Origin of the sequence: Rhizobium sp. BK661 (assembly GCF_024808825.1) — a bacterium.
Classification (GTDB): Bacteria; Pseudomonadota; Alphaproteobacteria; order Rhizobiales; family Rhizobiaceae; genus Rhizobium.
In genome coordinates, this window is the sequence record NZ_JANTYT010000003.1 from 201,482 (window position 1) to 227,894 (window position 26,413).

Here is a 26,413-nt window from a genome sequence, read left to right on the forward strand (position 1 = left end):
GACGTCAGATATATGAGAACCGACATATAAGCACTTTGCGGCAAACAGAACTTAGTGCAATCTGCGATATCAGTTCAGGTCGGTGAATCGGGGCCATTTGTGACCTGAACGCGAGAGGGGACAGGTTCACTATGAGTAGCAGGATTTCGCTGATCGCATGCGCTGCCGCCGCGTTGGCATTTGTGACACCGTTGCATGCAGCAGATCTTTTGCCGGCCACGGCACCTCAGCCTCAGGCTTCGGAACCGAACGGCTGGACGTTTTCGTTCGCACCCTATTTCTGGGTCGCGGGACTCGACGGCAAAACCCAGGTGTTTGGCCTTCCGACCGTCGACATAAATCAGAGTTTCAGTGACATCCTGAAGGATCTCGACTTTGCCTTCATGGCAGCCGGCGATGCGCGCTATGACCGCTTCAGCATCTTCACCGACATAATTTACGCGCGCATAACGACGGATGCCGCCACGCCACGCGGCGTCGTCGCCGACGAAGTCGATCTCAAATCGGTGACGTTCACATCGCTGCTCGGTGTCGGCTACACGGTCTATGAGGATCCCAAGGCCCGCCTGGATGTGGTTGGAGGCGCCAGATACTGGCATGTCGAAACCAGGATCGCCCTAAACGGCGGCCTCATTGGCAACCTGTCGCGCACCGACACCGGAAACTGGGTGGATGGGCTTGTCGGCTTCAGAGGCAACTATTTGCTGACCGACAAGGCCTTTTTGACTGGTTCCGCCATGATTGGCGCCGGCGGCGCCGATTTCGACTGGGACGTGCTGGGAGCGATTGGCTACAAATTCAACGATCGAATCTCGGCAGTTGCCGGCTATCGTGCCCTCGGCGTCAATTACAGCAACGACGGCTTCACTTATGACACGATCGAACACGGCCCGATCTTGGGAGCTGTCTTCCGCTTCTGATCGATGACGTACGGAAGGCTGGAGCACGCCTGCCCATGGGACGGCGCGCTTCGCAGTATCCTCGTGACATCACACCGAGCGGGTCAATCCACCATCGACCCGAAGGTTCTGTCCCGTCATATATCCCGCCCCCGGTGATGCGAGGAAGGCAACGGTCGCGGCGATTTCCTCGCTCGTGCCATACCGCTTCATCGGAACACTGTCGCGGCGCTCCTCGGTAGCCGGAAGACTGTCGATCCAGCCCGGAAGAATGTTGTTCATACGGATATTCTCGGCCGCGTACGTCTCGGCGAACAACTTTGTGAACGATGCCAGTCCGGCCCGGAACACGGCCGATGTCGGGAACATCGGGCTCGGCTCGAAAGCCCAGGCTGTGGAAATGTTGATGATGGAGCCAGCCTTCTGCTTCTGCATGTGCGGCGTGACCAGCCGCGTCGAGCGGATGACGTTCAGCAGATAGACCTCCATGCCCCGGTGCCAGTCGTCATCCGATATGTCGAGGAGTGGCGCCCGAGGACCGTGGCCGGCGCTGTTCACGAGCACGTCGATGCGTCCCCACGCCGAGATCGCAAGGTCGACGAGCCTGCGTAGATCGTCATTGGACTGGTTCGAGCCGGTCACCCCGAGACCGCCCAGGGTCTTCGCAAGTTCCTCGCCCTTGCCCGACGACGACAGGATTGCGACCTTGAACCCATCCGCCGCAAGACGCTTCGCCGCCGCGGCGCCCATCCCGCTGCCGCCTGCCGTAATCACCGCTACCTTTTCTACTGACATCAACCTCTCCTGCTTCAAAAAGATCGGCACCGATTGCCATCTTCTGTCACACACGGAAAGCGTGATATCATTCCGGCATCGGCTACGCGAACCAATTCCCCTCTCATCAAGCAGTAGAAAAACTATCGAATGGCAGAAGGTATCCGGCGTCTTCCCTCCCTGAACGGCCTCCGTGTCTTCGAGGTCGTCACCCGGCACTTGAACTTCCGGCTGGCCGCCGAGGAAATTGGGGTGACACAGGGAGCCGTTGCGCAACAAATACGCGGCCTAGAAGCGGAATTGGGCCTGAAGCTGTTCGACAGACTCCCGCGAACATTGGCGCTGACCGAGGCGGGACAGAGCTACATCACCAACATCCGACGCGCCTTCGAATTGATCGCCGACGCAACGGAGACGCTGAAGCCGGAACCACTTCACCTGACCATCAGCGTCACGCCGACCTTCGCCTCGAAATGGCTGATCCCTCGTCTGCCGGATTTCACCGCGGTCCACCCCAACATCGATCTGCGCATCCTGGCCACCGATCGCATTGCCAATTTCCAGACGGATGCTGTGGATCTCGCCGTGCGTTATGGCCGGCTTCCTTTCGGATCGGGGCTGAATGCGGAACTTCTCTTCGACAACGTGCTCGTCGCCGTTGCCAGCCCCCTGCTGGTCGAGAAGCTTGGGCCGCCAGGCCAGGATGGCAATTTCGGGCGCTATCCGCTTCTTCACGACGCCCACGATTCTTGGCCACAATTTCTCGAACTGGCGTTTCCGGACAATCTGCCGACTGTCTCCAAAAATATCAGATTCAATCAGACGTCCTTAGCGATCGAGGCCGCGATTGCTGGCCAAGGTCTCGCGCTTACGAGCACGTTCTTCGTGGAGGATGACGTTGCGTCTGGCCGCCTCCTCCGTGTGTTGCCGAACGAACTTACGATTGGCTCGGATTTTTACGTCGTCTCGCCGCGCAAGCCTCGTCATCCGACCTCGGTGATTGCCGTAAGGAGCTGCTCGCAGACGCCGCAAGCAGGCAATAAGGGAAGGATGCGTTCCGCGCTCCAGGCATCGTTGGAACCGGATTTTGTGGGAACGGGCCGGCAAAAACACCCCGATGAACGGAACTGACTGGTGTAGCTCCCATTTCTATAGTAGCCCTCAGTTTGAAGTCAGGATTGCATGCTACTATGCAGAACCATAATCATCGGGACGTCCGGATGACGCGAAAAAACATAGGCGTATTGCAGCTGTCTTTTGTAGCCTTGGTGCTGGCGGGATGTACGAAGGTCGAGCCCCTGGAAACCGCCGCCGTTCCACAGTCGGCCCCAGTCGCAAAGACTGATCAAGCGGTTATCGCAGACACTGTCAGCCGCGGCGACGTCGGCGTGAAGCCGCTTGCCTGGGCGAATCCATCGACGGGAAGTGCCGGCGTGATTGAAGAAATCGGCGTCGACCCTGAAAGCTCATGCCGGGCATTTGTGACAACACAGCGCACGCTCGAAGGCGAAACCCGCTTCAAAGGCCTCGCCTGCCCGTCCGGTGACTCCGACTGGAAGCTCGGACCCGCACGATAAGCATGATGGCCCGCGCTATCCTGGGCAACCGCGCCTAGACGCTCGAGACGTTTCTCATCCTCAACCACCGGCAATCACCCGGATCTCCGGCGCATAGACAGCATCGTCAGCCTCAAGACGACACGCCGACAGAAGGTCGCGGAGGCGCGCAGCCTCGCCTGCGAGCGGGGCGGAAGCTGCATCGCTCTCCTCCAGCGGCGGTCGAGCATGGCGCGCCAAAAGCTTTCGTCAAATTGCGTTCACAGTTGCTGCCTAAAAGGTCCGCAGAGGTAGTTGTGAGATGAGCAAACCCTGGACCACCAGCCGCGGCCCGATTGTCGCAAATGAAGCGGATATCCGCAAAGCCCAGGCAATCAGCGACTTGCTCATGCAACCCGTCGCTGTTCTGCCAAACGCGGTCGGCGAGCCTATCCGGCCTTTTGCGCTTGGGCTCTGGCACGAGCTGAGGCCGCTTCTCAAGCCCGACGTTGGCATCACCACGCTGCGCCGCGCGACGGGTGCCTATCTTCACTCCAAGCGCTACTATTTCGCCACCGCACAGCCCGACTCCTTGCGTTACGGCATCGATGGCAAACCGCGCGAGCCGGTCTCGGAGGGTGACCGGATTGCGGCGCAGGAAAAATATCTCGGCCTCAAGCGGCAAAGTGTGGCGCGTGAGGATGCCGACGCTCCTGCACCGATGGCCTCGCCAGCGCCTACGAAAGTGGATTTGATCCGGGCAGCCCTGCTCGAACGCCGCAAGACCTCGCCGTTGAAGAGCTAAAGCCGCTGCTTGCGGATGCAATCCCTTGGTTTGGGTGATCGTCGGATCAATCGCATTGTTTGCGGCGCTCGACCAAACTGCCGTGGTCGGAGAACCATTCGAAACGTTCGATGTTCCGCCTCGCCTGCGACCACCCACGCCACCATATGCATGGGCCCGCGAGTTTCCTGACGGGCCCTCGACGCAATACAATGGCCGCATCTGGCCGAGACCATAAAATCACAACCGCGCATTGACTGCACGTACCCCATTGGCGGTTAGGCGGCCTACCTTTCGGTGAATCTCGTGTTGGAAGCTGATCAAGTCGGCCACATCCTCGCCCTGGATCGCCGCGGCTGCTTGCGCCCGCTACGAGACTAACCTTGGCGCTCATTCCACACTCCACCTCACATTGCAACGCGATCAGCCTATAGAAATTCGGGAAAGAACAATCGAACCAGCGCAGCGGCGCGCGACCTGAAGGATCTGGTCGGCTGCGGCTTGGGTCGGAACCTGGCCTTCCAGAAAGAACAGTCCGGCCGACTCGACAATCGATAGCTGCAGGTCTTCCGCACAGCCGCAATAGGCAATTGCTGACAAAATCTCCTCGGCAAGAGAAGCCAAAGGGGCGCGTTCGCCAATAGAGGCGTATCCATCGAATTGAGGCATGAACATTATTCCATCTCCTGGAGAGGGAACGCGCCCAAGCCTGTTTCGTTCATCTGTTGTTCATCAAAACTCCCGAGGCCCGGTGCCCAAAAATTCTGGAACTAAGCGGTTGGCGCACTGTTCCAGCCTCCACTGGACGACAATCAGCCGCCATGTCGATGCTGAACTTCCATATCAACCGCGCCGGGCAGCCACTGACCAAAGCGCAGCACGCGAAACTCGAAAACGCCAAGGACGAACTCCGCAAGGACTTCGGGCGAGAGCCCGAAGCATAGGAGCCGCAATCATCTGGCATGATATTGAACGCGCGACGATCGAAGGAATTTTTATGATTCGCGGAAAGTCCATAAGCGTGAGCGGGAAGCAATCGACATCTGGATCGAATACCCAACCGCGGCTTTCTACACGTGACGGCCGATCCGACGGGTAGTGCCGACAAAATGGACCTCGTGCTCGCCGGTTTCGAGACTTACGAAGGTTAGTCCGAGGTCGCCTCAAGCGCAAATCATCGTCGAGACTTGATGTGCAAGCACATCCCTTCTGATGCACTTGGGGAGGGGAGGAAGCATGGACGCCGCTGACCGGCCGCGTCCATGCCAGATTTTACCGATCAGACGAGATCGAAACGATCGGCGTTCATGACCTTAGTCCACGCTGCGACGAAGTCCTTGACGAACTTCGCCTTTGCATCGGACTGGCCGTAGACTTCCGCAAGCGCACGAAGCTGCGAATGCGAACCGAAGATCAGGTCGACCCGCGTGCCGGTCCACTTGCGTTCGTTCGTCTTGCGATCACGACCCTCGTAAACGCCTTCGTTGCCGTCAACCGGCGACCACACCGTGCCCATGTCGAGCAGGTTGACGAAGAAATCGTTCGTCAGCGCTTCGGGACGCGAGGTGAAGACGCCATGCTCAGGCACGCCGGCCTTCAACACCCGCAGCCCGCCGACCAGGACAGTCATTTCCGGAGCGGTCAGCGTCAACAGCTGGGCGCGGTCGACGAGAGCCTCTTCCGGTCGCATGAACTGCCGGCCACCGACATAGTTACGGAACGCGTCGGCGCGCGGCTGGAGCGCGGCGAAGGACGCCGCATCCGTCTGCTCCTGCGAGGCATCCATACGGCCAGGCGTGAATGGAACGGTCACGTCGTGACCGCCAGCCTTTGCAGCCTTCTCGACACCAGCGGCACCGGCGAGCACGATCAGGTCAGCGAGCGAGATCTTCTTGCCGCTCGTTTGGGCGGCATTGAAGTCCTTGTGGAGGCCTTCAAGCACGCCGAGCACCTTGGCGAGCTGCGCAGGCTGGTTCACGTCCCAGTCCTTCTGTGGCGCAAGGCGGATACGCGCACCGTTCGCGCCGCCGCGCTTGTCCGAGCCACGGAAGGTCGAAGCGGACGCCCAGGCGGTCGAAACCAACTCTTGCACTGAAAGACCCGTCGCGAGAACCTTTTCCTTCAGGTCCGCAATGTCGGCGTCATCGACGAGCGGATGATCGACGGCCGGGATAACGTCCTGCCAGATCAGGTCTTCTGCCGGGACTTCCGGACCGAGGTAGCGCACCTTCGGGCCCATGTCGCGATGCGTCAGCTTGAACCAGGCGCGCGCGAAGGCATCGGCGAACTCGCCTGGGTTCTCGAGGAAGCGGCGCGAGATCTTTTCGTATACCGGATCGAAACGGAGGGAGAGGTCGGTCGTCAGCATGGTCGGCAGCTGCTTCTTCGCCGGGTCGAAAGCATCCGGAATGGAAGCCTCGGCGTTCTTGGCCTTCCACTGCTTCGCACCGCCCGGGCTTTGGGTCAGCTCCCATTCAAAGCCGAACAGGTTTTCGAAGAAGTAGTTGCTCCACTGGGTCGGGGTCTGCGTCCAAGTCACTTCAAGGCCGCTGCCGATGGCATCGCGCCCGACACCGGTGTTGAACTTGCTCGTCCAGCCGAGGCCCTGCGCTTCCAGTTCGCCGCCTTCCGGGTCGACGCCGACAAAAGACGGATCACCCGCGCCGTGCGTCTTGCCAAAGGTATGACCACCAGCGATCAGCGCTACGGTCTCTTCGTCGTTCATCGCCATTCGGGCGAAGGTTTCGCGGATGTCGCGGGCAGCAGCGACCGGATCCGGAGTGCCGTTCGGGCCTTCCGGATTGACGTAGATCAGACCCATCTGCACGGCGCCGAGTGGCTCGGACAGCTCGCGTTCGCCGCTGTAGCGCTCATCACCCAGCCAAGTGCCTTCCGGGCCCCAATAAAGCTCTTCCGGTTCCCAGACATCGGCGCGGCCGCCGGCGAAACCGAAGGTCTTGAAGCCCATGGATTCGAGCGCGACGTTGCCGGTAAGGATCAAGAGATCCGCCCAGGAAATCTTGTTGCCGTATTTCTGCTTGATCGGCCAGAGAAGGCGGCGGGCCTTGTCGAGGTTGACGTTGTCAGGCCAGCTGTTCAGCGGAGCGAAACGCTGCTGACCGGCACCGGCGCCGCCGCGGCCGTCGGTAATGCGGTAGGTGCCGGCACTATGCCAGGCCATGCGGATGAAGAGACCGCCATAGTGGCCGAAGTCGGCTGGCCACCAGTCCTGCGAGTCGGTCATCAGCGCATGAAGATCCGTCTTCACGGCGTCGAGATCGAGCTTCTTGAACTCCTCGGCGTAGTTGAACGCCTTGCCCATCGGATCGGAGAGGCCGGAATGCTGATGAAGAACCTGAACGTCCAGCTGGTTTGGCCACCAGTCGCGGTTGGATCGACCACGGGGCGTATGCGCAACGGGACATTTGCCGGCGCTGTCGGGTTTCTGGTCCATAACGTTCTCCTTGATTGCTTTGAGTTTTCTGCCGTCCAAAGGGAACTCTTCCAAATCATCCGGTCGAGCCGCGGCACTTTCCGAATGAGGTTCGGTGCTTGAGGCGAAGACACCGGTCGACGCGCATCCTCCCTTTGCTTCTTCTTATCGGAACTAGACGATAATTCTAAGTTGGATTTACTGATCGTTACGATAATTAAAAGCTATGACGTTTTCGACATCGGCTGCAGCAAAACTTTGCCAACCGCGCTGAAACGAAGGTCTCGAAATTCGTGGTTCTGACACCCCTCTACTCGTAGCTGACGCAGCGCTCCCAATGGTCAGGAGAACGACCCGCTGCCTGCTCGATCCGAAATCCGTACCAGCATGCACACATGTTCATTTGACAGATATCCTACAAGTGGATATGTGTCTCGACACTAGGAATTTTCCGCAGCGAGATCGGCATGCCCCTAAAGACCATGAAGCCGTTGACAAGAGCCCCGTTGCTGCATGTTTCCGTGCAGGAGAGCCTGCGCGCCTACATCAACGATAACGGCCTGAAGCCGGGAACACTGCTGCCCGCCGAGAGCGAGCTTGCGACACAACTTGGCGTCAGCCGCAACTCGCTGCGCGAAGGCATCAAGGCACTTGAATCGCTTGGCGTCTTGGAATCACGGCGCGGCGTCGGAATTTTCGTGAAGGCGTTCTCGTTCGAGCCATTGCTCGACAATCTTGCCTACGGCCTTGGCGGCGCGCTCCGCCAGATCGAGGAAGTGATCGAGATCCGTCGGACGCTCGAAGTCGGCCTGATCGGCAAGACCTTGGAAACGATCGGCAAGGACGACATTGCCGAGCTCCGCGCCACCGTCAACCGTATGAAGGCGCACGCCGAACGCGGCGAATCCTTCGCCGAGGACGACCAGCTCTTCCATCGACTGCTCTTCCGCTGCCAGGAGAACGAAACGCTGAGCCGGCTGATCGACGTGTTCTGGCTCGCCTTCTACAAGGCCTCGGATTTCGTGAATCTCGACAACGTCGATCCGATGGCCACTTGGCGCGATCACGCCGCCATCGTCGATGCCGTAGAAGCCCGGGACGTGGAGGAGGCCCGCCGGCGCCTCGACCACCACTACGAAGGCATCGCCCGAGTTATCGCAACCAATAAGACAAGTTCAAATGTGGGAGGAACGCAATGAACACCCTGTCTCGACTTTCGGCTATCGCAATCGCCGCGATGATGGCAACACCAGTCGCATCGGGCTTCACCCGCCCGGCGCAAGCTGCAACCCTGTCGGGCGGCTTCGATGTTGGCCCCGGTGGCTTTCAGGGCAATTTCAATCCGCTCGCCGCAACCGCGGGCTTCACCTGGCTCAGCATCTATTTCGAACCGCTCGTGACCTATGATGCGAAGCTGCAGAAGACGGTCGGCGTACTTGCATCGTCTTATGACGTGAGCCCTGACCAGCTGACCTATACGTTCAAGCTCGTTGACGCGAAGTGGCACGACGGAAAGCCATTCACGGCCAAGGACGCGAAGTTCACGATGGAACTCGCCAAGAATGCAAAGACCGGATCTGTCCTGGCCGCTCGCCTAACACCGGTGTCATCCGTCGAAGCTCCGGACGACCACACGCTCGTGATCAAGCTCAACGCGCCGTCGGCCAGTCTCATGGATACCCTGACAAAGGTCATGATGCTCCCCGAGCACGCACTGGCCGCAATACCGGCCGACCACCTCGCCAAGAACGCATGGTGGTCGACGTCACCGATCGGCACCGGCGCGTTCAAATTCTCGAAGTACGTCAACGACCAGTATGTCGAGCTCACTGCCAACACGGACTACAGAGGCGGCAAACCGGCCCTCGAGAAGATCATCAATCGCTACTTCGCTGATCCGGCGGCTGCGATCGCCGCGCTTCGAGCCGGTGAAATCCAGTTCACCTATGTCGACTCCAATGATGTTCCGACATTCAAGGACGATAAGTCTTTCCAGGTGATCGAAGGCAATTCCTTCGTCGTCAACTATCTGGGTTTCAATCATGAATCGCCTATCTGGAAGGATTTGCGTGTCCGACAGGCGGTGATGCACGCCATCAATCGCGACGCGATTATCCAGAGCCTTTACGGCGGCGCCGCCAAGCCCGCCAACTGCGCCTACGTCGCCGATCAACTCGTCCCGAAGGGCATTGATGACTATGCCTACGATCCCGAAAAGGCGAAAGCGCTTCTGAAGGAAGCTGGCTGGGACGAGATCAACGGCGGGAAGCCGATTACGCTCCTGACCTACTACACGACGCCCTTGGCGACCAATGTGCTGGCCGCCGTTCAGGCAATGCTGGCTCAGGTTGGCATCAACGTCGTGCCGCGTGCGGTCGATGCCCCAACATACAACAGCATCGTCCTGAAGCCGGACGCAGATATCTCGCAGTTTCAGCTGGTCTATGCCGGCCTGCAAAACGGACCAGATGCAGGCAGTATCAATGTCGGGCTGAATGAAAAGCAGATCCCGCCGGCCGGCCCGAACGTCGTTCGCGCCCGCATGCCCGATCTGACGGCCGCGCTCGACGCCGCCCTGGGTGAACCTGACGCGGCAAAGCGTGACGAACGCTATCAGCAGGTCTGCAAGGTCATGAATAGCCAGCTCCCGTGGGGAACCCTCTGGGTAGCCAATCGCTATGGCGTGGTATCCTCCAAGGTCAAGGATTTTGTGTGGACTCCCGCCCCTGGCGGCGGCCCCTATCAGGCCGATCCGCAGCGCTGGTCCATCACCGAATAGGACCGCCATGGATACGAAAGGGTGGCGTTGCCACCCTTTCAGGACGGAGTTGCAATGCTGAGATACAGTCTCCGGCGCCTGGCGATCGGAATAGGCATGCTGCTTGCCTTGAGCATGCTGATTTTCCTTCTGCTGCGCCTCACCCCTGGCGATCCGATCGACGCCTATATCGATCCGAACATCCCGATGTCGCCAGCCGACTTGGCCGAGCTGCGCAGCAGCCTCGGTCTCGACCAGCCCCTGCCCGTGCAGTATCTGGTCTGGCTGCAGCAAGCCTTGGCCGGCAATCTCGGCTACTCGATCAAGCGGATGGATCAGCCGGTGCTCGGTCTCGTCCTGTCGCGCATAGGTCCCACCGTCCTGCTCATGGGAACGGCTCTCGTTATCTCGACTGTCGTCGGCATCGCCACGGGCATCATCAGCGCCGTACGGCGTAACTCCATCGCCGACCTCTCGTTCTCGGTGATTGCCCTCACAGGCATTTCCAGCCCGGCCTTCCTCAGCGCATTGATCGGACTCTACGTCTTCGCCGTGCGGCTCAAATGGATGCCATCGGGTGGAATGCTGACGCCGGGCGAGCCTTTCTCGGTCCTTGATCTGCTGCATCACCTGATCCTTCCTGCCTCGCTCCTTGCGGTCGCTCAAGCGGCTCTGATCATGCGCTATATGCGCGCCTCCCTGCTTGAAGTGCTCAATCAGGACTATGTCCGCACGGCACGGGCGAAGGGCGTCGTCGAGTTCTGGGTGATCGTCAAGCATGCGTTGCGCAATGCGCTGCTGCCTGTTGTCACGCTGATCGGCTCGACTATCGGCCTTGCCGTCGGTGGTGCAATCTTCATCGAGAGCGTTTTCAACTGGCCGGGCATGGGCCTGCTGCTGGTGGATTCCGTCGAGACCCGCGACTACCCGGTCATCATGGGCGCCACGCTCATCATCGGAGCCTGCGTGATCGTCGTGAACCTTCTGACGGACGTCACTTACGCGGTGATCGATCCGCGCATCAAGGTGGCCTGAGCATGCTGGCCAGAACCTCTAGCCGCAGTCCCGGCCCCCTCGCCCGTGCACTCGACCGCTTCCTGATCAACCGCGCCGCCGTTTTCGGTATCTGCCTGGCTCTTCCTGTCCTGGCGATGATCCTCACCTATCCCCTGTGGTGGAGCTTCAAGCCGAACGACATCGACCTTTTGGCGATGAACTCTGGCCCAAGCCTGAAACATTGGTTCGGTACCGATGGCGTCGGCCGCGATGTGTTTGCCCGCGTGATGGAGGGCGGCCGCATCTCGCTCCTCGTCGCTGCTGCGTCGACACTGCTCTCGGCCGTCATCGGCTTTCTCTTCGGCGCTGTCTCCGCCCTTTCCGGCCGCTGGGCAGACGCGGTCGGTATGCGGTTTGTCGATCTTGTGATGACGCTGCCGCCGGTGATTTTTCTCCTTGTGCTCGCCTCGATCGCCGGCACGGGCATCTGGCCGACGGTCCTCGTCATCTCACTGTTGTCCTGGCCACTTCTGGCGCGAATGGTGCGCGCACGGCTGCTGGAACTGCGTGAGCGTGACTTCGTCGTCGCCGCTCGGGGAATGGGCGCCGGCTTGCCCCATCTGCTCTTCCGACATGGGCTGCCGAACGCCGTCGATATCCTGGTGGTCTACGCCACGCTGCAGATCGCCAACGCCATCCTGCTCGAGGCCGGGCTTTCCTTCCTTGGCCTCGGCATCGCACCGCCGGCCGCCAGCTGGGGCAACATGCTGAACGCGGCCCGTTCGACGGCGGTCCTCGAACAGTATCCTTGGCAATGGCTGTTCCCAGGCGGGGCGCTCATCCTGGCGGTGCTTGCCATCAACTTCATCGGCGACGGTCTTCGGGACGCTTTCGACCCTCGCGCTGAACTAAACTGATCACTCGAAAGAAAGAGACTATGACAAAATTCAAAGGTGTAATTCCTCCAGTCGTGACGCCGCTCAATGCCGATTTCACGGTCGACTATCCGTCCTACACGCGGGTTCTGGAGCATCTCATCGAAGGCGGTTGCCACGGTGTTTTCGTGCTCGGCTCGACAAGCGAGGTGATCTTCCACGACGACAAGACGCGCCGCGAGATCATCGAGCACTCGGCAAAAGTGGTGAACGGACGCGTGCCTCTGATCGTCGGCGTCATCGATCCGACGACGGATCGCGTCATTCATCATGCGGACGTTGCCAAGCGTGCCGGGGCCGACGCCGTGGTTGCCACCGCGCCGTTCTATACGGTCACCAGCCAATCCGAGATCCTCGACCATTTCCGCTTTATCCGTGACGCGGTCGACGTACCGCTCGTCGCCTACGACATTCCGGTCTGCGTCCACGTCAAGCTGCAGCGCCAGACGACGGTGGCCTTGGCGAAGGAAGGCACGATCATCGGCCTCAAGGATTCCAGTGGCGATGACGGCAACTTCCGCTATGCCCTCCTCGATCTCGCTGATCGGCCGGACGTGTTCCTGATGACCGGTTCGGAGATTGTCGTCGACAATGCCTTGCTGATGGGCGCGCACGGGGTCGTTCCGGGCATCGCGAATGTCGATCCTCACGGCTATGTGCGCCTTTGGGACGCCGCCCAGCGTGGCGACTGGGTCGCCGCACGCAAGGAGCAGGAGCGGCTCTGCCGCCTCTTCGAAATCGTCTGGGTTGCCCAGGGCCGCGTTAGCGGCGGCGCCTCCGGCATCGGTGGCTTCAAGACTGCCATGAAGAGCCTCGGTATCATCGACAGCGCGGTAATGCCGCGCCCGCGCACTGCGCTCAATGAAGCCGAGACAGCCAGGATCAACGAGATCCTGCGCGCAACCGGTCTGCTTGGGTGACCAATATGCAGTCAGCCGAACCGATCCTCGCCATTCAGGGCCTCAAGACCATCTTCCGCATTCGCGGAGGCGATGTCACGGCAGTCAACGATGTCGACCTGACCGTCGGCGCGGGGGAGACCGTGGCCCTGGTGGGAGAATCCGGTTCGGGCAAATCGGTGACCAGCCTTTCCGTCATGCGCCTTCTGACCCGCAACATTGGATCGATCGCGGCAGGCAGCATTCGGCTTCGCCGAAAGGACGGATCCCGATGCAATCTGGTTTCGCTAACGGAAGACGAGATGCGCGACATTCGCGGCGACGACATCGGCATGGTGTTTCAGGAGCCGATGTCCAGCCTCAACCCCGTCTATACGATTGGCGACCAGATCTCCGAGCCAATTCGCATTCATCGCGGAGCAAGCCGGAAAGCGGCAATGGCCACTGCCATTTCGCTGCTGGAAAACGTCGGGATTCCAGATGCCAAGCGCCGGGCCCGTCAGTATCCGCACGAGCTGTCCGGCGGCATGCGCCAACGTGCGACGATCGCCATGGCGCTTGCCTGCGACCCGACCTTGCTGATTGCGGATGAGCCGACAACCGCACTCGACGTGACGATCCAGGCGCAGATCCTCGACCTGCTGCTGAAGCTTCAGCGCGAGCGCGGAATGGCAATGCTGTTCGTCACCCACAATCTCGGCGTCGTCGCCCAGATCGCCCATCGCGTCGCCGTTATGTACACCGGCCGCATCGTCGAGGAAGGCCCGGTCAACGAGGTCTTCAGCAATCCAAAACACCCCTACACGAAGGGCCTTCTCGCCTCGATGCCGCGGCTTGGCGATGCAACACGGATGAAACAATCAGGGGAAAAACTCGCAGCCATTCCGGGCGTCGTTCCGAGCCTGATGAACATGCCTTCTGGCTGCACCTTCGCACCGCGTTGCCAATTTGCGATCGAGGCCTGTCGCAACGCGGTGCCGGCGCTTGAAGCCGTTGGACCGCTTCATAAGAGCCGATGCATTCGGTGGCGGGAGATTTAGATGACCGAGCCTTTGCTTTCTGTTCGCGACCTGTCGAAAAGCTACACTTCCCACGGCACGCAACTGACAATCCTGAAGGACATTTCCTTCGAGATCGGTAAGGGCGAAGTCGTTGGGCTGGTTGGCGAATCCGGCAGCGGCAAAACGACAATCGGCCGCTCGGTCCTTCGCCTGGTCGAGCCGTCATCAGGCAACGTGCATTTTGATGGCGTCGATCTGACGGGGCTTTCATCCACGGCGATGCGACGCATGCGTCCGCGGATGCAGTATATCTTCCAGGACCCCTTTGCCAGCCTCTCGCCGCGCATGACCATCGGCGAGATCCTGACCGAAGGCCTGAAAATTCAGCGCATCGGAACCCGCCGGGAACGGCTCGAACGCGCCCGTGTGGCGCTTGAGCAGGTCGATTTGCCGGCAGAAGCGATCAATCGCTACGCGCACGAGTTCTCAGGCGGGCAGCGTCAGCGCATCGGCATTGCGCGCGCGCTGACACTGGCCCCGGAACTGATTGTCGCCGACGAGCCGGTGTCGGCGCTCGATGTCTCCATCCAGGCACAAGTCATAAACCTGCTGCGCGATCTGCAGCAGCGGCTTGGGCTGACCATGCTGTTCATCTCACACGACCTTGCGGTCGTGGAGTATATCTGTGACCGTGTGATCGTCCTCTATCTCGGCCGTATCATGGAAATTGCGGCGAGCCGCGATCTTTACGCCCGGCCACAGCATCCATATACGCGCGCGCTACTGTCCGCCATCCCCTCCACCGATGTCGGTGCCAAACGCCAGCGTCAGGTGCTGAAGGGTGAAATCCCGAGCCCCGCGAATCCGCCGAGCGGCTGCGTTTTCCGCACCCGCTGTCCGCATTCCATCGAAGCTTGCAGCCAGGCCGTTCCTGAGCTGCGGGAAGTCGCGCCGGGGCACCTCAAGGCGTGCATTCGCGACGATATACCTTTGGGAGCCATGCCTTGACGACGCAGAGACGACATTCAATCGCCGGCAATTGGGCGAGCCTTCTTCTCCCGATCGTGGAGGACGACGCGATCGATTTCGCTGCCCTCGGCGAAGAGATCGACATCCTGATCAAAGCCGGGGTCGATGGCATCTATTCGAACGGTACAGCCGGCGAGTTTCACAATCAGACGGACGTCGAGTTCGAGCGGATCCAGGTTATCCTCGCGGAGCGTTGCACGAGTGCCGGCATGCCATTCGTGATCGGCGCATGCCAGCCGGATCCGCACATCGCTCTGTTACGCGTTGCCCGCGCATCCGCGCTGAAGCCGCTGGCGATCCAGCTCATTCTGCCGGACTGGTGGCCGGTCACCGATCTTGAGGCAATCGATTTCCTGAGGCGCGCGACGGACCGCGCCGAGGGGACCCCCTTGATCCTCTACAATCCGCCACATGCCAAGCGGGTTCTCACGCCGCGGGAGCTTGCCGCCGTCTGTGGCCCATCGCCTGCCGTCGTCGGTATCAAGCTCGCCGATGGCGACGCCGATTGGTATGCCGCTGCCCGCGAATACCTTGCCGAGTTCGCGCTCTTTGTGCCTGGCCATCATCTCGCGACCGGCATGAGCCACGGCGTTGCCGCAGGTGCCTTTTCCAACGTGGCCTGCCTCAGCCCGCAAGGCGCCCAGTGGTGGACAGATTTGATGGCGGAAGACATCGAAGCCGCGCTAGCAATCGAGAAACGCATTTGCGCGTTCATGGATAACCACATCGTTCCATTCCGCCAAGCGCAAGGCTACTCGAATGCCGCCCTCGACAAGTTGCTGTGCGCGATCGGAGGCTGGGGGCCGGTTGGACCGAAGCTCCGATGGCCATACCGCTCTATCGATCAAGCCGAAGCTGAGCGTCTAAGACAGATCGCGCGAGCGGAACTGCCCGAACTCTTCGATTGAGCGGAGCCGGGTCACGCTCAAACCACGTCGATCTTGAAATCGGCATCTTCCCACCGCTGGGTGTTCGTCCAGAAGATTGTGAACAGAATTGTGCCTGGACTCAGCCCCTCCGTCGGCAGGTCGCAGACATAGGTGCCAAAACCCGTATCGTGGACATGACTGTCGATAACGGTTGCCCAACCGTCGGTAGACCAATGCACGAGGGCCTGTTCGGGCAGTTCGATCCGCAGTTTGCGGCCGGCAGCCATACGGGTGCGCTTGGCGTTTAGGCGCCATGCGAATGGCGGACGACCGAGCTTTGCTGCGACATACCGGGCAAAGGTTTGAGGCGGCATATCGAAGACGACGCCATCGCGGATCGAGCGCAGGAGCTTGATATGTTCCGCGTGAGCCCAGACCAAGGGCATGGCGCTGCCGGACGGACGACCGAGAAAGAGCTCGCGCTCCGGCACGTCGTCGCTATCCCATATCTGCTCCGGCAGCAGTCCGCCATCGCTTGCCGAGGCTTCCAACGCTGCCAAGAGGCGTTGCGCCTCATCGCGTCGTCCAGCGGCAAGTTCGTAATGGGCGCGCTCGCCGGTCAAAAGCGGCCAAAGCCTCCCGACACCGCGGCCAGCGAACGGGGCACCACCAACGCGCTCCCCGTAGCCGTCGTCGTTGTACCGGTACCAGTAGGATCCGGTTGGCAGGTCACGTCGCAACTCGGCATCGATCGCCGCGATCGTGCCTAGGATGCGTGGGTCGTCGGCGGCGCGAAGTCCGAACCGCACCAACGCAAGCGCGTCCGGGCTAATAAGAAGGTCTGCTTCGAGCACGGCCTCGCCATCGTCGCGATTGCGGATCGGGATGAAGTCCCGGCCGAGCGACGAGACGTCTTCCGCGGCGGTGGCAATGCGAACGTAGTAGCCGTCGATGCCAAGCCGGCGCGACAACCCCGTATCGCTGGCATAGGTCCACTCCTCGATGCACTCGTTCCAACCATCCGCCACTTCCCGCAGATATTGCGCTTGAGGCAACCGTCCGGCCGCTTCCATCGCATCGGCCGCCGCGAGCAACCCCGCGATCTCGACGGCCAGCGTAAAGGGCGAGTAGCCAGCATCCTCTTCCCAGCGATCCTGCTGGGTGGCGGGACCGTTGGTGACGATGTAGGCCGCAGCAGCCTCGATCATCGCCACGTATCGGCCTGTCTCCGACAAACCGATCACGCCGGCGCGAAGAAGCATGTCGTAAAGCAGGATCGGAAAGGCCGTCTCGTCCATCTGGATGCCGTTCCAATACGGCCGGCCGTCGAGCCAGGCATTCTGCACCCAATGGCCATCTGCCTCCTGGATCGCCGAGAGATAGTCGAGCACCGACCGCGCGTCGGCTTTGGCGCCTGCGGCAAGCAGCCCTCCCGCGGTTTCCACCAGATCGCGTGTCCAGACCAGATGATACCCGCCGAGATCGTCGTCGCTCTTGTTGAAGCCCCAGGGGATGGAAAGGCTCGCGATAATGGCGCCGGAGGCATCGTCGCGGTGGCTGGCGAGCACGCTGGTGCTGACCCGGTAACGGTTCAACTGGTTGGGATCATGAGGCTCGTCCAACGCAAGCAGGCCGGCCTGCCACTCCCGCCATCCGCTCTGATAGTACCTCAGTGCCGGCTCGATACCCTGTTCCAGGCTGAGGACGGCACGGAAAGCAGCCTCCTCCGGCTCCGCGCCGAAACCGATGGCGACCAATATCCGCCCTTGGCCCGCCTGCAGGTCGAGCGTCCCCGATAGCGCAACATTACCGGACACGGCACAGCGATACTCCTCCTTCAGCCCTTCGCCCCGCGACAACGTCTGCCAGCCATCCGAAAAACCGACATACCCGGCCGAACGCGCAAGCCAAGGCACCGAAGCGGCAACCGCAAGCGCTCGGCCAGAACCCTCGGCAAAAAGCATCGGCCTGCCCTTGAAATCGGAGCACCAGGCGGTGTTGTCGGCGCCGCCGTTGACGAGATGCGGCGCCACGAGGGCGTGCAGTTGGTAATCGGAGAGGCCGCCGATCAACGCCTCGAAGCGTAACTCTTGCAGCACCACCTCGCGCTCAGGATCAGTAAGGATCGTTTTGGTGATGCGATAACGGCCATCGCGGGCGGTGTTGATAAGGCGGAAGGCCGGGACGCCATCCTCGATTGCCTGCACCCGATGATCGGCATCACGCTTCTCTTCTGAGAAGTAACCATCGCCTGTCACGATGAAGCCGAAATCGCGGACACAGGCCATATCCAGCCGTGGCGCATAGATCTCGTTGAGGATACCGTGGCTTGCCGTGAACCAAACGGGACTTGCCGGGCCGACGGCGGTGCCGACCGCGCTCTTGTCACTTGAGGTCCAGCGCGGCTCGATCCCGGGAGCGCCGGGTGGGTCGATGGAACCGGGAGGCAAGCTCGGAAAGGTCAAGTGATGATCCTCCGCTTAGTGTGCGCTCTTTTCAGTGAGCCATCCTGGCGTTTAAATCAAGCGACACCGCATTTTCGCCCGGCGCTTGACAGAAGCTGCCGATCTTGCCCCGATACGTGGTGCGGCAGGGATGAGAGCATAGGCCGGCAGAGGAGCGCAAAGATATGGCAGACACCGTCAACACATCTGCAGCCGAACGGAAGCGCGAGCACGCCAAAGCGCCGGCCGGCCGCACTGTGCTTGCCGTCGATATCGGCGGATCGCACGTGAAAGCCGAACTCAGCAGCGGCAGCGAGCGACGCGCGGTCGATTCCGGTGATCAGATGACCGCGACCAAGATGGTAGGTGCGCTACGCGATCTTACCCACGACTGGCACTACGACGTTGTCACGATGGGTTACCCCGGTCCCGTCGCCGCCAATCGTGCCGCCGCCGATCCCTTCAACCTCGGGCCGGGATGGAAGGATTTCGATTTCGAAGCCGCCCTCGGCCGGCCGGTCCGAATGGTCAACGACGCTTTGATGCAGGCAATCGGCAGCTATGAAAACGGCCGGATGCTCTTCCTTGGCTTGGGCACCGGCTTGGGCTCAGCCATCATCGCCGAGAATGTCTGCATGCCCCTGGAACTGGCGCACATGCCCTACCGCAAGGCGACCTTCGAAGACTATGTTGGCGAGCGAGGACTGAAGCGTCGAGGCAAGAGCAAGTGGCGGAAATCGGTCGTTGATGTCGTTGATTGCCTAAGCGCGGCGCTGCTGCCTGACTACATCGTCATCGGCGGCGGCAATGTCGATCGGCTCAAGGAACTGCCGCCGAAGTGCCGGCGCGGCAACAACGACAACGCCTTCCGTGGCGGCTTCCGGGTTTGGCTGGATGACAGCCTGCGAATTTGAGCCAGGGGCTTCGAGCGACCGGGCGAGCAAGGCCTCTCGCCGCTCAATTGGGTGGCGCGCCTCGCCGGTTGCGCCGCGTCTCCCGCAGTGTCGATCCGAAGTGACCACTGAAGGCCCTGGAGAGCGATGCAGCCGAGGCAAAGCCGCTACGCGCGGCGATCTCGTGCGCGGCGAGCGACGTTTCCTCGGCAAGGCTGCGTGCGACGTCGAGCCGGATGCTTTGATAGTAGTGGCCGGGGGCCATCCCGAACTCTCGATGAAAGAGCCGGGCCAGCGTACGCGGAGACGTCGCGGTCGCATCCGAGATCGCGTCGAGGCTGAGCGGGCTTTCGACATGCGCGCGCATGCAGGCGACGGCTTTTAGAAGCTGCGGAACGCGCGTTGCCAAGGAAAGGCTGCGCGCCCCCCGCTCCTCAGGAGCCCGCAATCGGGCATCGTAAACGAACATGTTGGAAACATCGAAGGCGAGCGCTCCACCGCCATGATCACCAATTAGCTTGAGCATGAGATCGACCACTGTTGTGGCGCCGCCGGCGGTGATCCGGTTTCGGTCGATGACGAACCGGTCCGACGTCACCTCAACATCAAGATGGATCTCGGCGAATTGCGAAAGATCCTGCCAGTGTATCGTCGCTCGGTAACCGCTCAGAAGACCTGCCTGCGCGAGCAGCCAGGCGCCGCAGTCGAGCCCACCAACGATGCCGATAGACCTGCTCAGACGCTGCAGCCGCTTCAAGATCGAGCTCTGCGCGTGTTCGCGTGCGCCGTAGCCCGCAACGATGAACAGGATGTCGAGATCAAGGGCGGTCTCGATCTCGCCGTCACACCGCATGAGGAGACCGCTCGAGCTGCGGACATCCATTCCCTCGGACGACAGCAACCGCCACGCAAACGTATTAGGGCCCGCATAGTCGCGGGCCGCGCGCAGCGGCTCGATCGCGCTGGCCAACACCATATTGGAAAAACCGTCGAAGATCAGAAAGCCACAGCTCAAACCCATTCTGTCAATTCCTGCAAACTCTTTGGCAGTTTATGCCAATAAGCGCAGGGCGGCAATTCGTATAGTGGCCTCATCGAGTTAGGAGGCCGCACCGTGAATTGGGACGTATTCATTACCTGCGCAGTCACCGGTTCAGGCGGCACCGTCAGCAAGAGCGACAGGGTCCCGGTAACTCCCAAGCAAATTGCCGAGGCTAGCATCGAGGCCGCAAAGGCTGGTGCGGCTGTCGCTCACATTCACGTGCGCAACCCTGAAACGGGTGCGCCTTCGCGGGATCCCGCTCTCTACCGCGAAGTCGTCGCGCGGGTGCGGGATTCCGGAGTCGACGTCGTCCTCAACCTGACAGCCGGCATGGGCGGCGATCTGGTACTCGGTTCCGCGGAACAGCCGCTGCCATTCAATCCGAAGCAAACGGATATGGTCGGCGCGACCGAGCGGCTTATCCATGTCGAGGAACTGTTGCCGGAAATTTGCACGCTGGACTGCGGCACGATGAACTTTGCCGAGGCCGATTATGTGATGACCAATACGCCAGGCATGCTGCGGGCAATGGCAGCCCGCATCCAAGCGGCTGGCGTCAAACCGGAAATCGAGGTCTTCGACACCGGCCATCTCGTGCTTGCGAAGCAGCTGGTCAAGGAAGGGCTGATCGACGATCCAGTGATGATCCAGCTCTGCATGGGCATCCCTTACGGCGCGCCTGACGATCCCGGCACGCTGATGGCCTTGGTCAACAATGTTCCGGCGGGCTGGACCTACTCGGCATTTTCCATCGGCCGAAATCAATTGCCCTACGTTGCGATGGCGGCACTCGCGGGTGGAAATGTCAGAGTCGGCTTGGAGGACAATCTCTTTCTTTCAAAGGGTGTCCTAGCCTCCAACGGTCAGCTGGTGGAGCGTGCCGTTTCGATCCTTTCGGCAATGAACGTTAACGTTCTGAGACCCCAGGATGTGCGAGAGAAATTGAAACTGAAGAAGCGTTGGTAGGAATGAGGCAGGACCGATCGATTTGACTGAAGCGGGCAGGACAGCGGAGAATTTTGGCTGCGGCTTACGGTGCCGCCGGCCGGAACTCGGCTATGCGATTGCCTTGCCGCGACCTGTATCCCCTTTCCATCTGCTTCGATCCAGACAAGGAGGTGCGTGACCAGCAGCCTGTCAATCGATGAATGAGAAAGCAAAAAAGGGGAACAACAATGTCTCAGAATTCCATGACCAGAAGAGGCCTGCTGCAGGCGACTGCAGCGGCGGCGCTCATATCCGCAATGCCCTCGCGCTCCCATGCTCAATCGTCGCCGAAACGCGGCGGGACGCTCCGCATCGGCCATTCCGGCGGCGCCACCTCCGACTCCATCGATCCGGCGACCTATGCAGCCGGCCCCGTCGTGACGGCCATGCTGGGCGGTGTCTGTAACAACCTCGCCGAAGTCGATGCCGACGGTAAGATCGTACCGGAACTTGCCGAAAGCATTGACCCCAGTCCCGATGCCAAGGTGTGGACGTTCAAGCTTCGCAAGGGCGTCACGTTTTCCAACGGCAAGCCGTTGACACCCGAGGACGTCATCGCTTCCTTCAATCATCACCGCGCCAAGGATTCGACCTCCGGCGCGAAGGCGATCCTTTCGGAGGTCGTCGATATCCGCAAGGACGGCGAGGCCGTTGTCTTCGAACTGAAATCCGGCAATGCCGACTTCCCGTTCCTGACGGCCGAGTATCAATTCGTCATCATGCCGGCCAATAGCGACGGTACGCTGGACTGGAAGTCCGGCATCGGTACGGGCGGCTACACGCTGGAATCGCACGAGCCCGGTGTGCGCATCAAGCTGAAGCGCCGGTCAGACTACTGGAAGACCGATCACGCCTGGTTCGACGAGGTCGAGTTGCTGACGATCAACGACGCAACCGCCCGCCAGAATGCCCTGCTGACGGACCAGGTCGACGTCATCAACAGCGTCGAGATCAAGACGTTGCCGCTGCTGCAGCGGAAGGCCGGCATTACCATTGAAGAGGTGACGGGCACCGCCCACTACCTCTGGCCCATGTGGTGCGATAGCGAGCCGTTCAAGGACGTGAACGTGCGCCTGGCGCTGAAATACGCCGTCAATCGCGAAGAGCTGCTACAGAAGATCCTGCGCGGCCACGGTCACCTCGGCAACGACAGCCCGATCGCGCCAGCCAACCGCTTCTACGCCGCCGATCTGCCGCAACGAGCCTACGACCCTGACAAGGCCAAGTTCCACCTCAAGAAGGCTGGCCACGATACGTTGAAGATCGAGCTTTCGGCAGCAAACGCCGCCTTCGCCGGCGCCTTGGACGCCGCGACACTGTTCCAGGCGAGTGCCGCAAAATGCGGCATCGACATCAACGTCAAGCGCGAGCCTGACGATGGTTATTGGTCGAACGTGTGGCTGAAGAAGCCATTCGTCACCGGCTATTGGAACGGCAGGCCGACCGAAGATTCGATGTTCTCGCTGGTCTATGCAAAGGGCGCGGACTGGAATGAAAGCCATTGGTCCAATGACCGCTTCAACCAGCTTCTTCTCGAGGCGCGCTCCAGCCTCGACGAAAACAAGCGCCGCGAGATGTATCACGAGATGCAGCAACTCGTCAGCGATGACGGCGGCGCGATCATTCCGATGTTCAGCAACTATATCGATGCCCGCAACGACAAGGTTGCGCATGGAAAGCTGGCGTCGAACCGCTTCTTCGACGGCTGGAAGCTGATCGACCGCTGGTGGAGCGCCGCTTAAGGCTCTTCATTGATTGTCGGCGCCGTCCGGAGGGCGGCGCCTGCTCCATCTCAAATCTGGCAAGGTGAACATGACTGGCACGGTGAAATCCGCCGCAGCGATCGGTGGCGGCGTCATAGGCGGCGGCTGGATCGCTCGATTTCTGCTCAACGGCTACGATGTCAAGGTCTTCGACCCGCATCCGCAGGCCGAACGCTTGGTGGGAGAAGTTCTCGCCAATGCCGAACGCGCTTATCGCAAGCTGACCCTCGCTCCCATGGCGCCGAAGGGCCACTTGAGCTTCGTGTCATCCATCGAAGAAGCAGTTCGCGATGCCGATTATGTGCAGGAGAGTGTGCCGGAGCGGCTCGATCTGAAACGCAAGGTCTATGCTGAAATCGAGAAGCACGCCAAAGAAAATACGTTGATCGGGTCGTCCACCTCGGGATTCAAGCCGACGGAGCTCATCGAGGGCTTCGCGACGCCGGAGCGCTTATTCGTCGCCCATCCTTTCAATCCTGTCTATCTGCTTCCGGTGGTCGAAGTGGTACCGGGCCAAACATCGCCGGACAATCTCGATCGTGCCAAGTCCTTCCTCACCGCCATCGGCATGAAACCGCTCGTCGTCCGCAAGGAGATCGACGCCCATATCGCCGACCGGCTTCTGGAAGCGGTGTGGCGCGAAGGACTGTGGCTGATCCATGACGGCGTCGCGACGACTGAGGAAATCGATGACGTCATCCGCTTTGGTTTCGGGCTTCGGTGGGCGCAGATGGGCCTGTTCGAGACGTACCGCATCGCGGGTGGTGAGGCCGGCATGCGCCATTTCATGAGCCAGTTCGGCCCGGCGCTGAAATGGCCCTGGACGAAGCTTATGGACGTCCCCGATCTGACCGACGAACTGATCGATATCATCGCCGCGCAGTCGGATGCCCAATCCGGCAAGCACAGCATCCGCGAACTCGAGCGCATCCGCGACGACAATCTCGTCGCCATCATGCAGGCATTGAAGGGCAACGACTGGGGCGCTGGCGCCCTCCTCAAGGAATACGAGTCCGCGCTCTATGCCAAAGCACACAGCCACGCGCGTCAGTCAACGGTCGATCCGGAAAAGCCTTTGGCGCTGCACGCCGATCGCGTTCGGGAGGATTGGGTGGATTACAACGGCCACATGACCGAAAGCCGCTATCTGCAGGTCTTCGGGGACGCAACCGATGCCTTCCTGCACTTTATCGGCATGAACAAGCATTATCTGGCCAGCGGCCGTTCGCTCTACACGGTCGAGACGCACATCAGGCACCTGCGCGAGGTGAAGATGGGAGCTCCGCTGCGTGTGGAAACGCTGTTGCTCGGTTTCGACCAAAAGAGAGTAAGAATCGTGCACGAACTCTACGGTGGACCCCAGGACGAACTCCTGGCGACGGGCGAGCATATGCTGCTGCACGTCGACACCGCAAAGTCGGCTGCTTCGCCGATCGACCTCGCACTATCGATCAAATTGGGAGAGGTGTGGAAACACCATCGGCATCTGGAGGCTCCGGCCTATGCAGGCAAGCCGGTGCGTGAAATCATGATGGAATCCGCCGCCGCCAGCTAAGGGATATCGCAATGGGGCCCATACCGAAGCTGATACTCAAGAGGTTTTCGACCGGTCTGCTGACGCTCTTCCTGGTATCGATCATCATTTTCTTCGCGATCGAACTTCTTCCGGGCGATGCCGCTCAGCAGCTGCTCGGCCAGAGCGCAACGCCAGAAACGCTTGCGGCCCTGCGCGAACAGCTCGGATTGAACCAGCCAGTGGTCATGCGCTATGTGCACTGGCTAGGCGGCGTCGCCACCGGCGACTTTGGCATGTCTCTTGCCAACAACCGCCCGGTGGGGGAACTGATCGCCGGGCGGCTTGGCAACACGCTGTTTCTCGCCGCCTATGCTGCAGCACTTGCCATTCCCCTGTCACTGACGTTGGGACTTCTGGCCGCCCTCTGGCGCAACAGCCTGTTCGACCGCCTCTCGAGCCTCCTGACGTTGACCTCGATCTCCTTTCCGGAGTTCTTCGTCGCCTATATCCTCATCCTGTTTCTGGCTGTGCGAACGAGCCTATTCCCATCGCTCGCCACCGTGGACGCCACGACCTCGCTCATTGAGCGGCTTTACATCTGTTTCCTGCCGGCCATTACCCTCACCCTTGTCATCGCCGCACACATGATGCGGATGACACGAGCGTCGATCATTAACCTGCTCGCCAGCCCCTATATCGAGACTGCGCGGCTGAAAGGACAATCGCGCTTCAAGGTGATAAGCCGTCACGCCCTGCCCAACGCGCTCGCCCCGATCGTCACGGTCGTTACGCTCAACCTCGCCTATCTCGTAACGGGCGTTTTGGTGGTCGAGGTCGTCTTTGTCTATCCGGGCCTCGGACAATTGCTCGTCGATTCCGCTGCCAAACGCGATCTCGCGGTCGTTCAGGGCTGCTGTCTGATCTTCGCTGCGATCTACATTTTCCTCAACATGTTTGCGGACATCATCGCGATCGCGACCAATCCGCGCTTGCTGCATCCGCGATGAGGAGAGAGCACGCATGACTGCCATTGTAAAATCGCTCCGCCTCTCGACCGTCCCATGGTCGGCGCGTCTCGGCCTTCTTATCATCGCCTTCTACATCGTCGTCGCGGTCTTTGCGCCGTGGCTTGCTCCCTACGGCGAAGCTGAAGTTGCCGGCGGCGAGTTTGAACCATGGAGTTCCATGTTTGTGCTCGGAACCGACGGCCTGGGGCGCGATATGCTCTCCCGGCTGATCTTCGGTGCCCGCAATACGATCGGCGTGGCTTTCGTGACCACCGTCCTTGCCTTCCTGATCGGCGGCGCAGGCGGAATGCTGGCCGCGACTCTGGGAGGCTGGACGGATGAGGTGTTGTCGCGCATCGTCGATGTGATCATGGCGATACCGCGGGTGATCTTTGCGTTGTTGTTGCTGACCATTTTCGGCACCGGAATGGTCAATCTGATATTCATCATCGCCATTCTCGACTCGACCAGCGTCTTTCGTCTGACACGTGCCGTTTCGATGAACGTGGTCGTCATGGAATTCGTCGAAGCGGCGAATCTGCGAGGCGAGAGCCTATGGTGGATCATCCGTCGTGAGATTTTGCCCAACATCCTTCCGCCGCTTATCTCGGAATTCGGCCTGCGTTTCTGCTTCGTCTTCCTGAGCATTTCTGCCCTGTCCTTCCTCGGACTCGGGTTGCAGCCACCGACTGCGGACTGGGGCAGCATGGTCAAGGAAACGGCCTCCCTGATCAGCTTCGGCGACATCACGCCGCTGTTGCCGGCCGGGGCCATCGCGCTGCTCACAGTCGGGGTCAACTTTGTCGTCGATTGGATGCTGCATCGCTCCAGCGGCTTGAAGGACTAGAC

General features: G+C 60.6%; 23 protein-coding genes and 1 pseudogene. 19 read left to right on the forward strand and 5 right to left on the reverse strand.

Features of this window, described 5'->3' with window-relative positions; genetic code table 11:
* The first annotated feature begins 131 nt into the window (after nt 1-131).
* A complete protein-coding gene (locus FHX16_RS09795; protein ID WP_183861733.1) occupies nt 132-920 on the forward strand; it encodes a DUF481 domain-containing protein in 789 nt (262 codons plus the stop codon).
* A 69-nt stretch (nt 921-989) separates the two neighbouring features.
* Here FHX16_RS09795 and FHX16_RS09800 read toward each other — a convergent pair whose 3' ends face one another.
* Nucleotides 990-1,694, reverse strand: coding sequence for an SDR family oxidoreductase (locus FHX16_RS09800; protein WP_183861735.1), 705 nt, complete (start codon nt 1,692-1,694; stop codon nt 990-992).
* Nucleotides 1,695-1,823: 129 nt separating this feature from the next.
* On the opposite strand from FHX16_RS09800, the gene FHX16_RS09805 reads away from it, so the two are divergent.
* From FHX16_RS09805 to FHX16_RS09815, 3 genes are all read left to right on the forward strand, one after another.
* A complete protein-coding gene (locus FHX16_RS09805; protein ID WP_259127365.1) occupies nt 1,824-2,804 on the forward strand; it encodes a LysR substrate-binding domain-containing protein in 981 nt (326 codons plus the stop codon).
* Nucleotides 2,805-2,893: 89 nt separating this feature from the next.
* Nucleotides 2,894-3,250 (forward strand): RT0821/Lpp0805 family surface protein, encoded by a 357-nt coding sequence (locus FHX16_RS09810; RefSeq protein ID WP_114713645.1) that lies wholly within the window; start codon nt 2,894-2,896, stop codon nt 3,248-3,250.
* Nucleotides 3,251-3,530: 280 nt separating this feature from the next.
* Nucleotides 3,531-4,013 carry a ProQ/FINO family protein gene (locus FHX16_RS09815; RefSeq protein WP_183861739.1) on the forward strand — a complete coding sequence of 161 codons (483 nt, stop codon included), beginning with the start codon at nt 3,531-3,533 and terminating at the stop codon, nt 4,011-4,013.
* 402 nt (nt 4,014-4,415) lie between these two features.
* Here FHX16_RS09815 and FHX16_RS09820 read toward each other — a convergent pair whose 3' ends face one another.
* The gene (locus tag FHX16_RS09820) at nt 4,416-4,667 is read right to left on the reverse strand and encodes a BON domain-containing protein (RefSeq protein ID WP_183861741.1); all 252 of its coding nucleotides are present in this window, start codon (nt 4,665-4,667) and stop codon (nt 4,416-4,418) included.
* A gap of 140 nt (nt 4,668-4,807) precedes the next feature.
* Between FHX16_RS09820 and FHX16_RS09825 the strand changes: the two are divergent.
* Nucleotides 4,808-4,936, forward strand: a pseudogene (locus FHX16_RS09825) (DUF3175 domain-containing protein); the annotation flags it as partial.
* A gap of 335 nt (nt 4,937-5,271) precedes the next feature.
* Here FHX16_RS09825 and katG read toward each other — a convergent pair.
* Nucleotides 5,272-7,446 carry a catalase/peroxidase HPI gene (gene katG, locus FHX16_RS09830; RefSeq protein ID WP_183861745.1) on the reverse strand — a complete coding sequence of 725 codons (2,175 nt, stop codon included), beginning with the start codon at nt 7,444-7,446 and terminating at the stop codon, nt 5,272-5,274.
* A 446-nt stretch (nt 7,447-7,892) separates the two neighbouring features.
* On the opposite strand from katG, the gene FHX16_RS09835 reads away from it, so the two are divergent.
* From FHX16_RS09835 to FHX16_RS09870, 8 genes are read left to right on the forward strand one after another with little or no spacing between them, the layout of a single operon-like run.
* The gene (locus tag FHX16_RS09835; protein ID WP_183755477.1) at nt 7,893-8,624 is read left to right on the forward strand and encodes a FadR/GntR family transcriptional regulator; all 732 of its coding nucleotides are present in this window, start codon (nt 7,893-7,895) and stop codon (nt 8,622-8,624) included.
* Complete coding sequence (locus FHX16_RS09840; protein WP_183861747.1) at nt 8,621-10,204, forward strand: ABC transporter substrate-binding protein; 1,584 nt, start codon at nt 8,621-8,623, stop codon at nt 10,202-10,204. The genes FHX16_RS09835 and FHX16_RS09840 overlap by 4 nt, the downstream gene beginning before the upstream one ends.
* Nucleotides 10,205-10,258: 54 nt before the next feature.
* Nucleotides 10,259-11,218 carry an ABC transporter permease gene (locus FHX16_RS09845; RefSeq protein ID WP_183861749.1) on the forward strand — a complete coding sequence of 320 codons (960 nt, stop codon included), beginning with the start codon at nt 10,259-10,261 and terminating at the stop codon, nt 11,216-11,218.
* A gap of 2 nt (nt 11,219-11,220) precedes the next feature.
* Nucleotides 11,221-12,096 carry an ABC transporter permease gene (locus FHX16_RS09850; RefSeq protein ID WP_183861751.1) on the forward strand — a complete coding sequence of 292 codons (876 nt, stop codon included), beginning with the start codon at nt 11,221-11,223 and terminating at the stop codon, nt 12,094-12,096.
* Between the two features lie 20 nt (nt 12,097-12,116).
* On the forward strand, nt 12,117-13,034 hold the full coding sequence (locus FHX16_RS09855) for a dihydrodipicolinate synthase family protein (protein ID WP_183755473.1): 918 nt from the start codon (nt 12,117-12,119) through the stop codon (nt 13,032-13,034).
* A 5-nt stretch (nt 13,035-13,039) separates the two neighbouring features.
* The gene (locus tag FHX16_RS09860; RefSeq protein WP_183861753.1) at nt 13,040-14,053 is read left to right on the forward strand and encodes an ABC transporter ATP-binding protein; all 1,014 of its coding nucleotides are present in this window, start codon (nt 13,040-13,042) and stop codon (nt 14,051-14,053) included.
* Nucleotides 14,054-15,022, forward strand: a complete 969-nt coding sequence (locus tag FHX16_RS09865) for an ABC transporter ATP-binding protein (protein WP_183861755.1) — start codon at nt 14,054-14,056, stop codon at nt 15,020-15,022. It abuts the gene before it with no gap.
* Nucleotides 15,019-15,951, forward strand: a complete 933-nt coding sequence (locus tag FHX16_RS09870; protein WP_183861770.1) for a dihydrodipicolinate synthase family protein — start codon at nt 15,019-15,021, stop codon at nt 15,949-15,951. The genes FHX16_RS09865 and FHX16_RS09870 overlap by 4 nt, the downstream gene beginning before the upstream one ends.
* Before the next feature lie 17 nt (nt 15,952-15,968).
* Here the strand turns inward: FHX16_RS09870 and FHX16_RS09875 are convergent, their stop codons facing one another.
* Nucleotides 15,969-18,377: a glucan 1,4-alpha-glucosidase gene (locus tag FHX16_RS09875; RefSeq protein ID WP_183861772.1), complete on the reverse strand. Its 2,409-nt coding sequence runs from the start codon at nt 18,375-18,377 to the stop codon at nt 15,969-15,971.
* Nucleotides 18,378-18,541: 164 nt separating this feature from the next.
* Here FHX16_RS09875 and FHX16_RS09880 point away from each other — a divergent pair, with 164 nt between their 5' ends.
* Nucleotides 18,542-19,270: an ROK family protein gene (locus tag FHX16_RS09880; RefSeq protein WP_183861774.1), complete on the forward strand. Its 729-nt coding sequence runs from the start codon at nt 18,542-18,544 to the stop codon at nt 19,268-19,270.
* Nucleotides 19,271-19,313: 43 nt separating this feature from the next.
* Here FHX16_RS09880 and FHX16_RS09885 read toward each other — a convergent pair whose 3' ends face one another.
* The gene (locus FHX16_RS09885) at nt 19,314-20,270 is read right to left on the reverse strand and encodes a GlxA family transcriptional regulator (protein ID WP_259127383.1); all 957 of its coding nucleotides are present in this window, start codon (nt 20,268-20,270) and stop codon (nt 19,314-19,316) included.
* 93 nt (nt 20,271-20,363) lie between these two features.
* Here FHX16_RS09885 and FHX16_RS09890 point away from each other — a divergent pair, with 93 nt between their 5' ends.
* The 5 genes from FHX16_RS09890 (at nt 20,364) to FHX16_RS09910 (ending at nt 26,411) form a co-directional block, all read left to right on the forward strand.
* Entirely contained in the window at nt 20,364-21,257 is an 894-nt protein-coding gene (locus FHX16_RS09890) for a 3-keto-5-aminohexanoate cleavage protein (RefSeq protein WP_183861777.1), read from the forward strand.
* Between the two features lie 209 nt (nt 21,258-21,466).
* Nucleotides 21,467-23,020, forward strand: coding sequence for an ABC transporter substrate-binding protein (locus tag FHX16_RS09895; protein ID WP_183861779.1), 1,554 nt, complete (start codon nt 21,467-21,469; stop codon nt 23,018-23,020).
* A gap of 70 nt (nt 23,021-23,090) precedes the next feature.
* Entirely contained in the window at nt 23,091-24,596 is a 1,506-nt protein-coding gene (locus tag FHX16_RS09900; protein WP_183861781.1) for a carnitine 3-dehydrogenase, read from the forward strand.
* Nucleotides 24,597-24,607: 11 nt separating this feature from the next.
* Entirely contained in the window at nt 24,608-25,564 is a 957-nt protein-coding gene (locus tag FHX16_RS09905) for an ABC transporter permease (RefSeq protein WP_183755463.1), read from the forward strand.
* Nucleotides 25,565-25,577: 13 nt separating this feature from the next.
* On the forward strand, nt 25,578-26,411 hold the full coding sequence (locus FHX16_RS09910) for an ABC transporter permease (RefSeq protein WP_183861783.1): 834 nt from the start codon (nt 25,578-25,580) through the stop codon (nt 26,409-26,411).
* Nucleotides 26,412-26,413 lie beyond the last annotated feature (2 nt).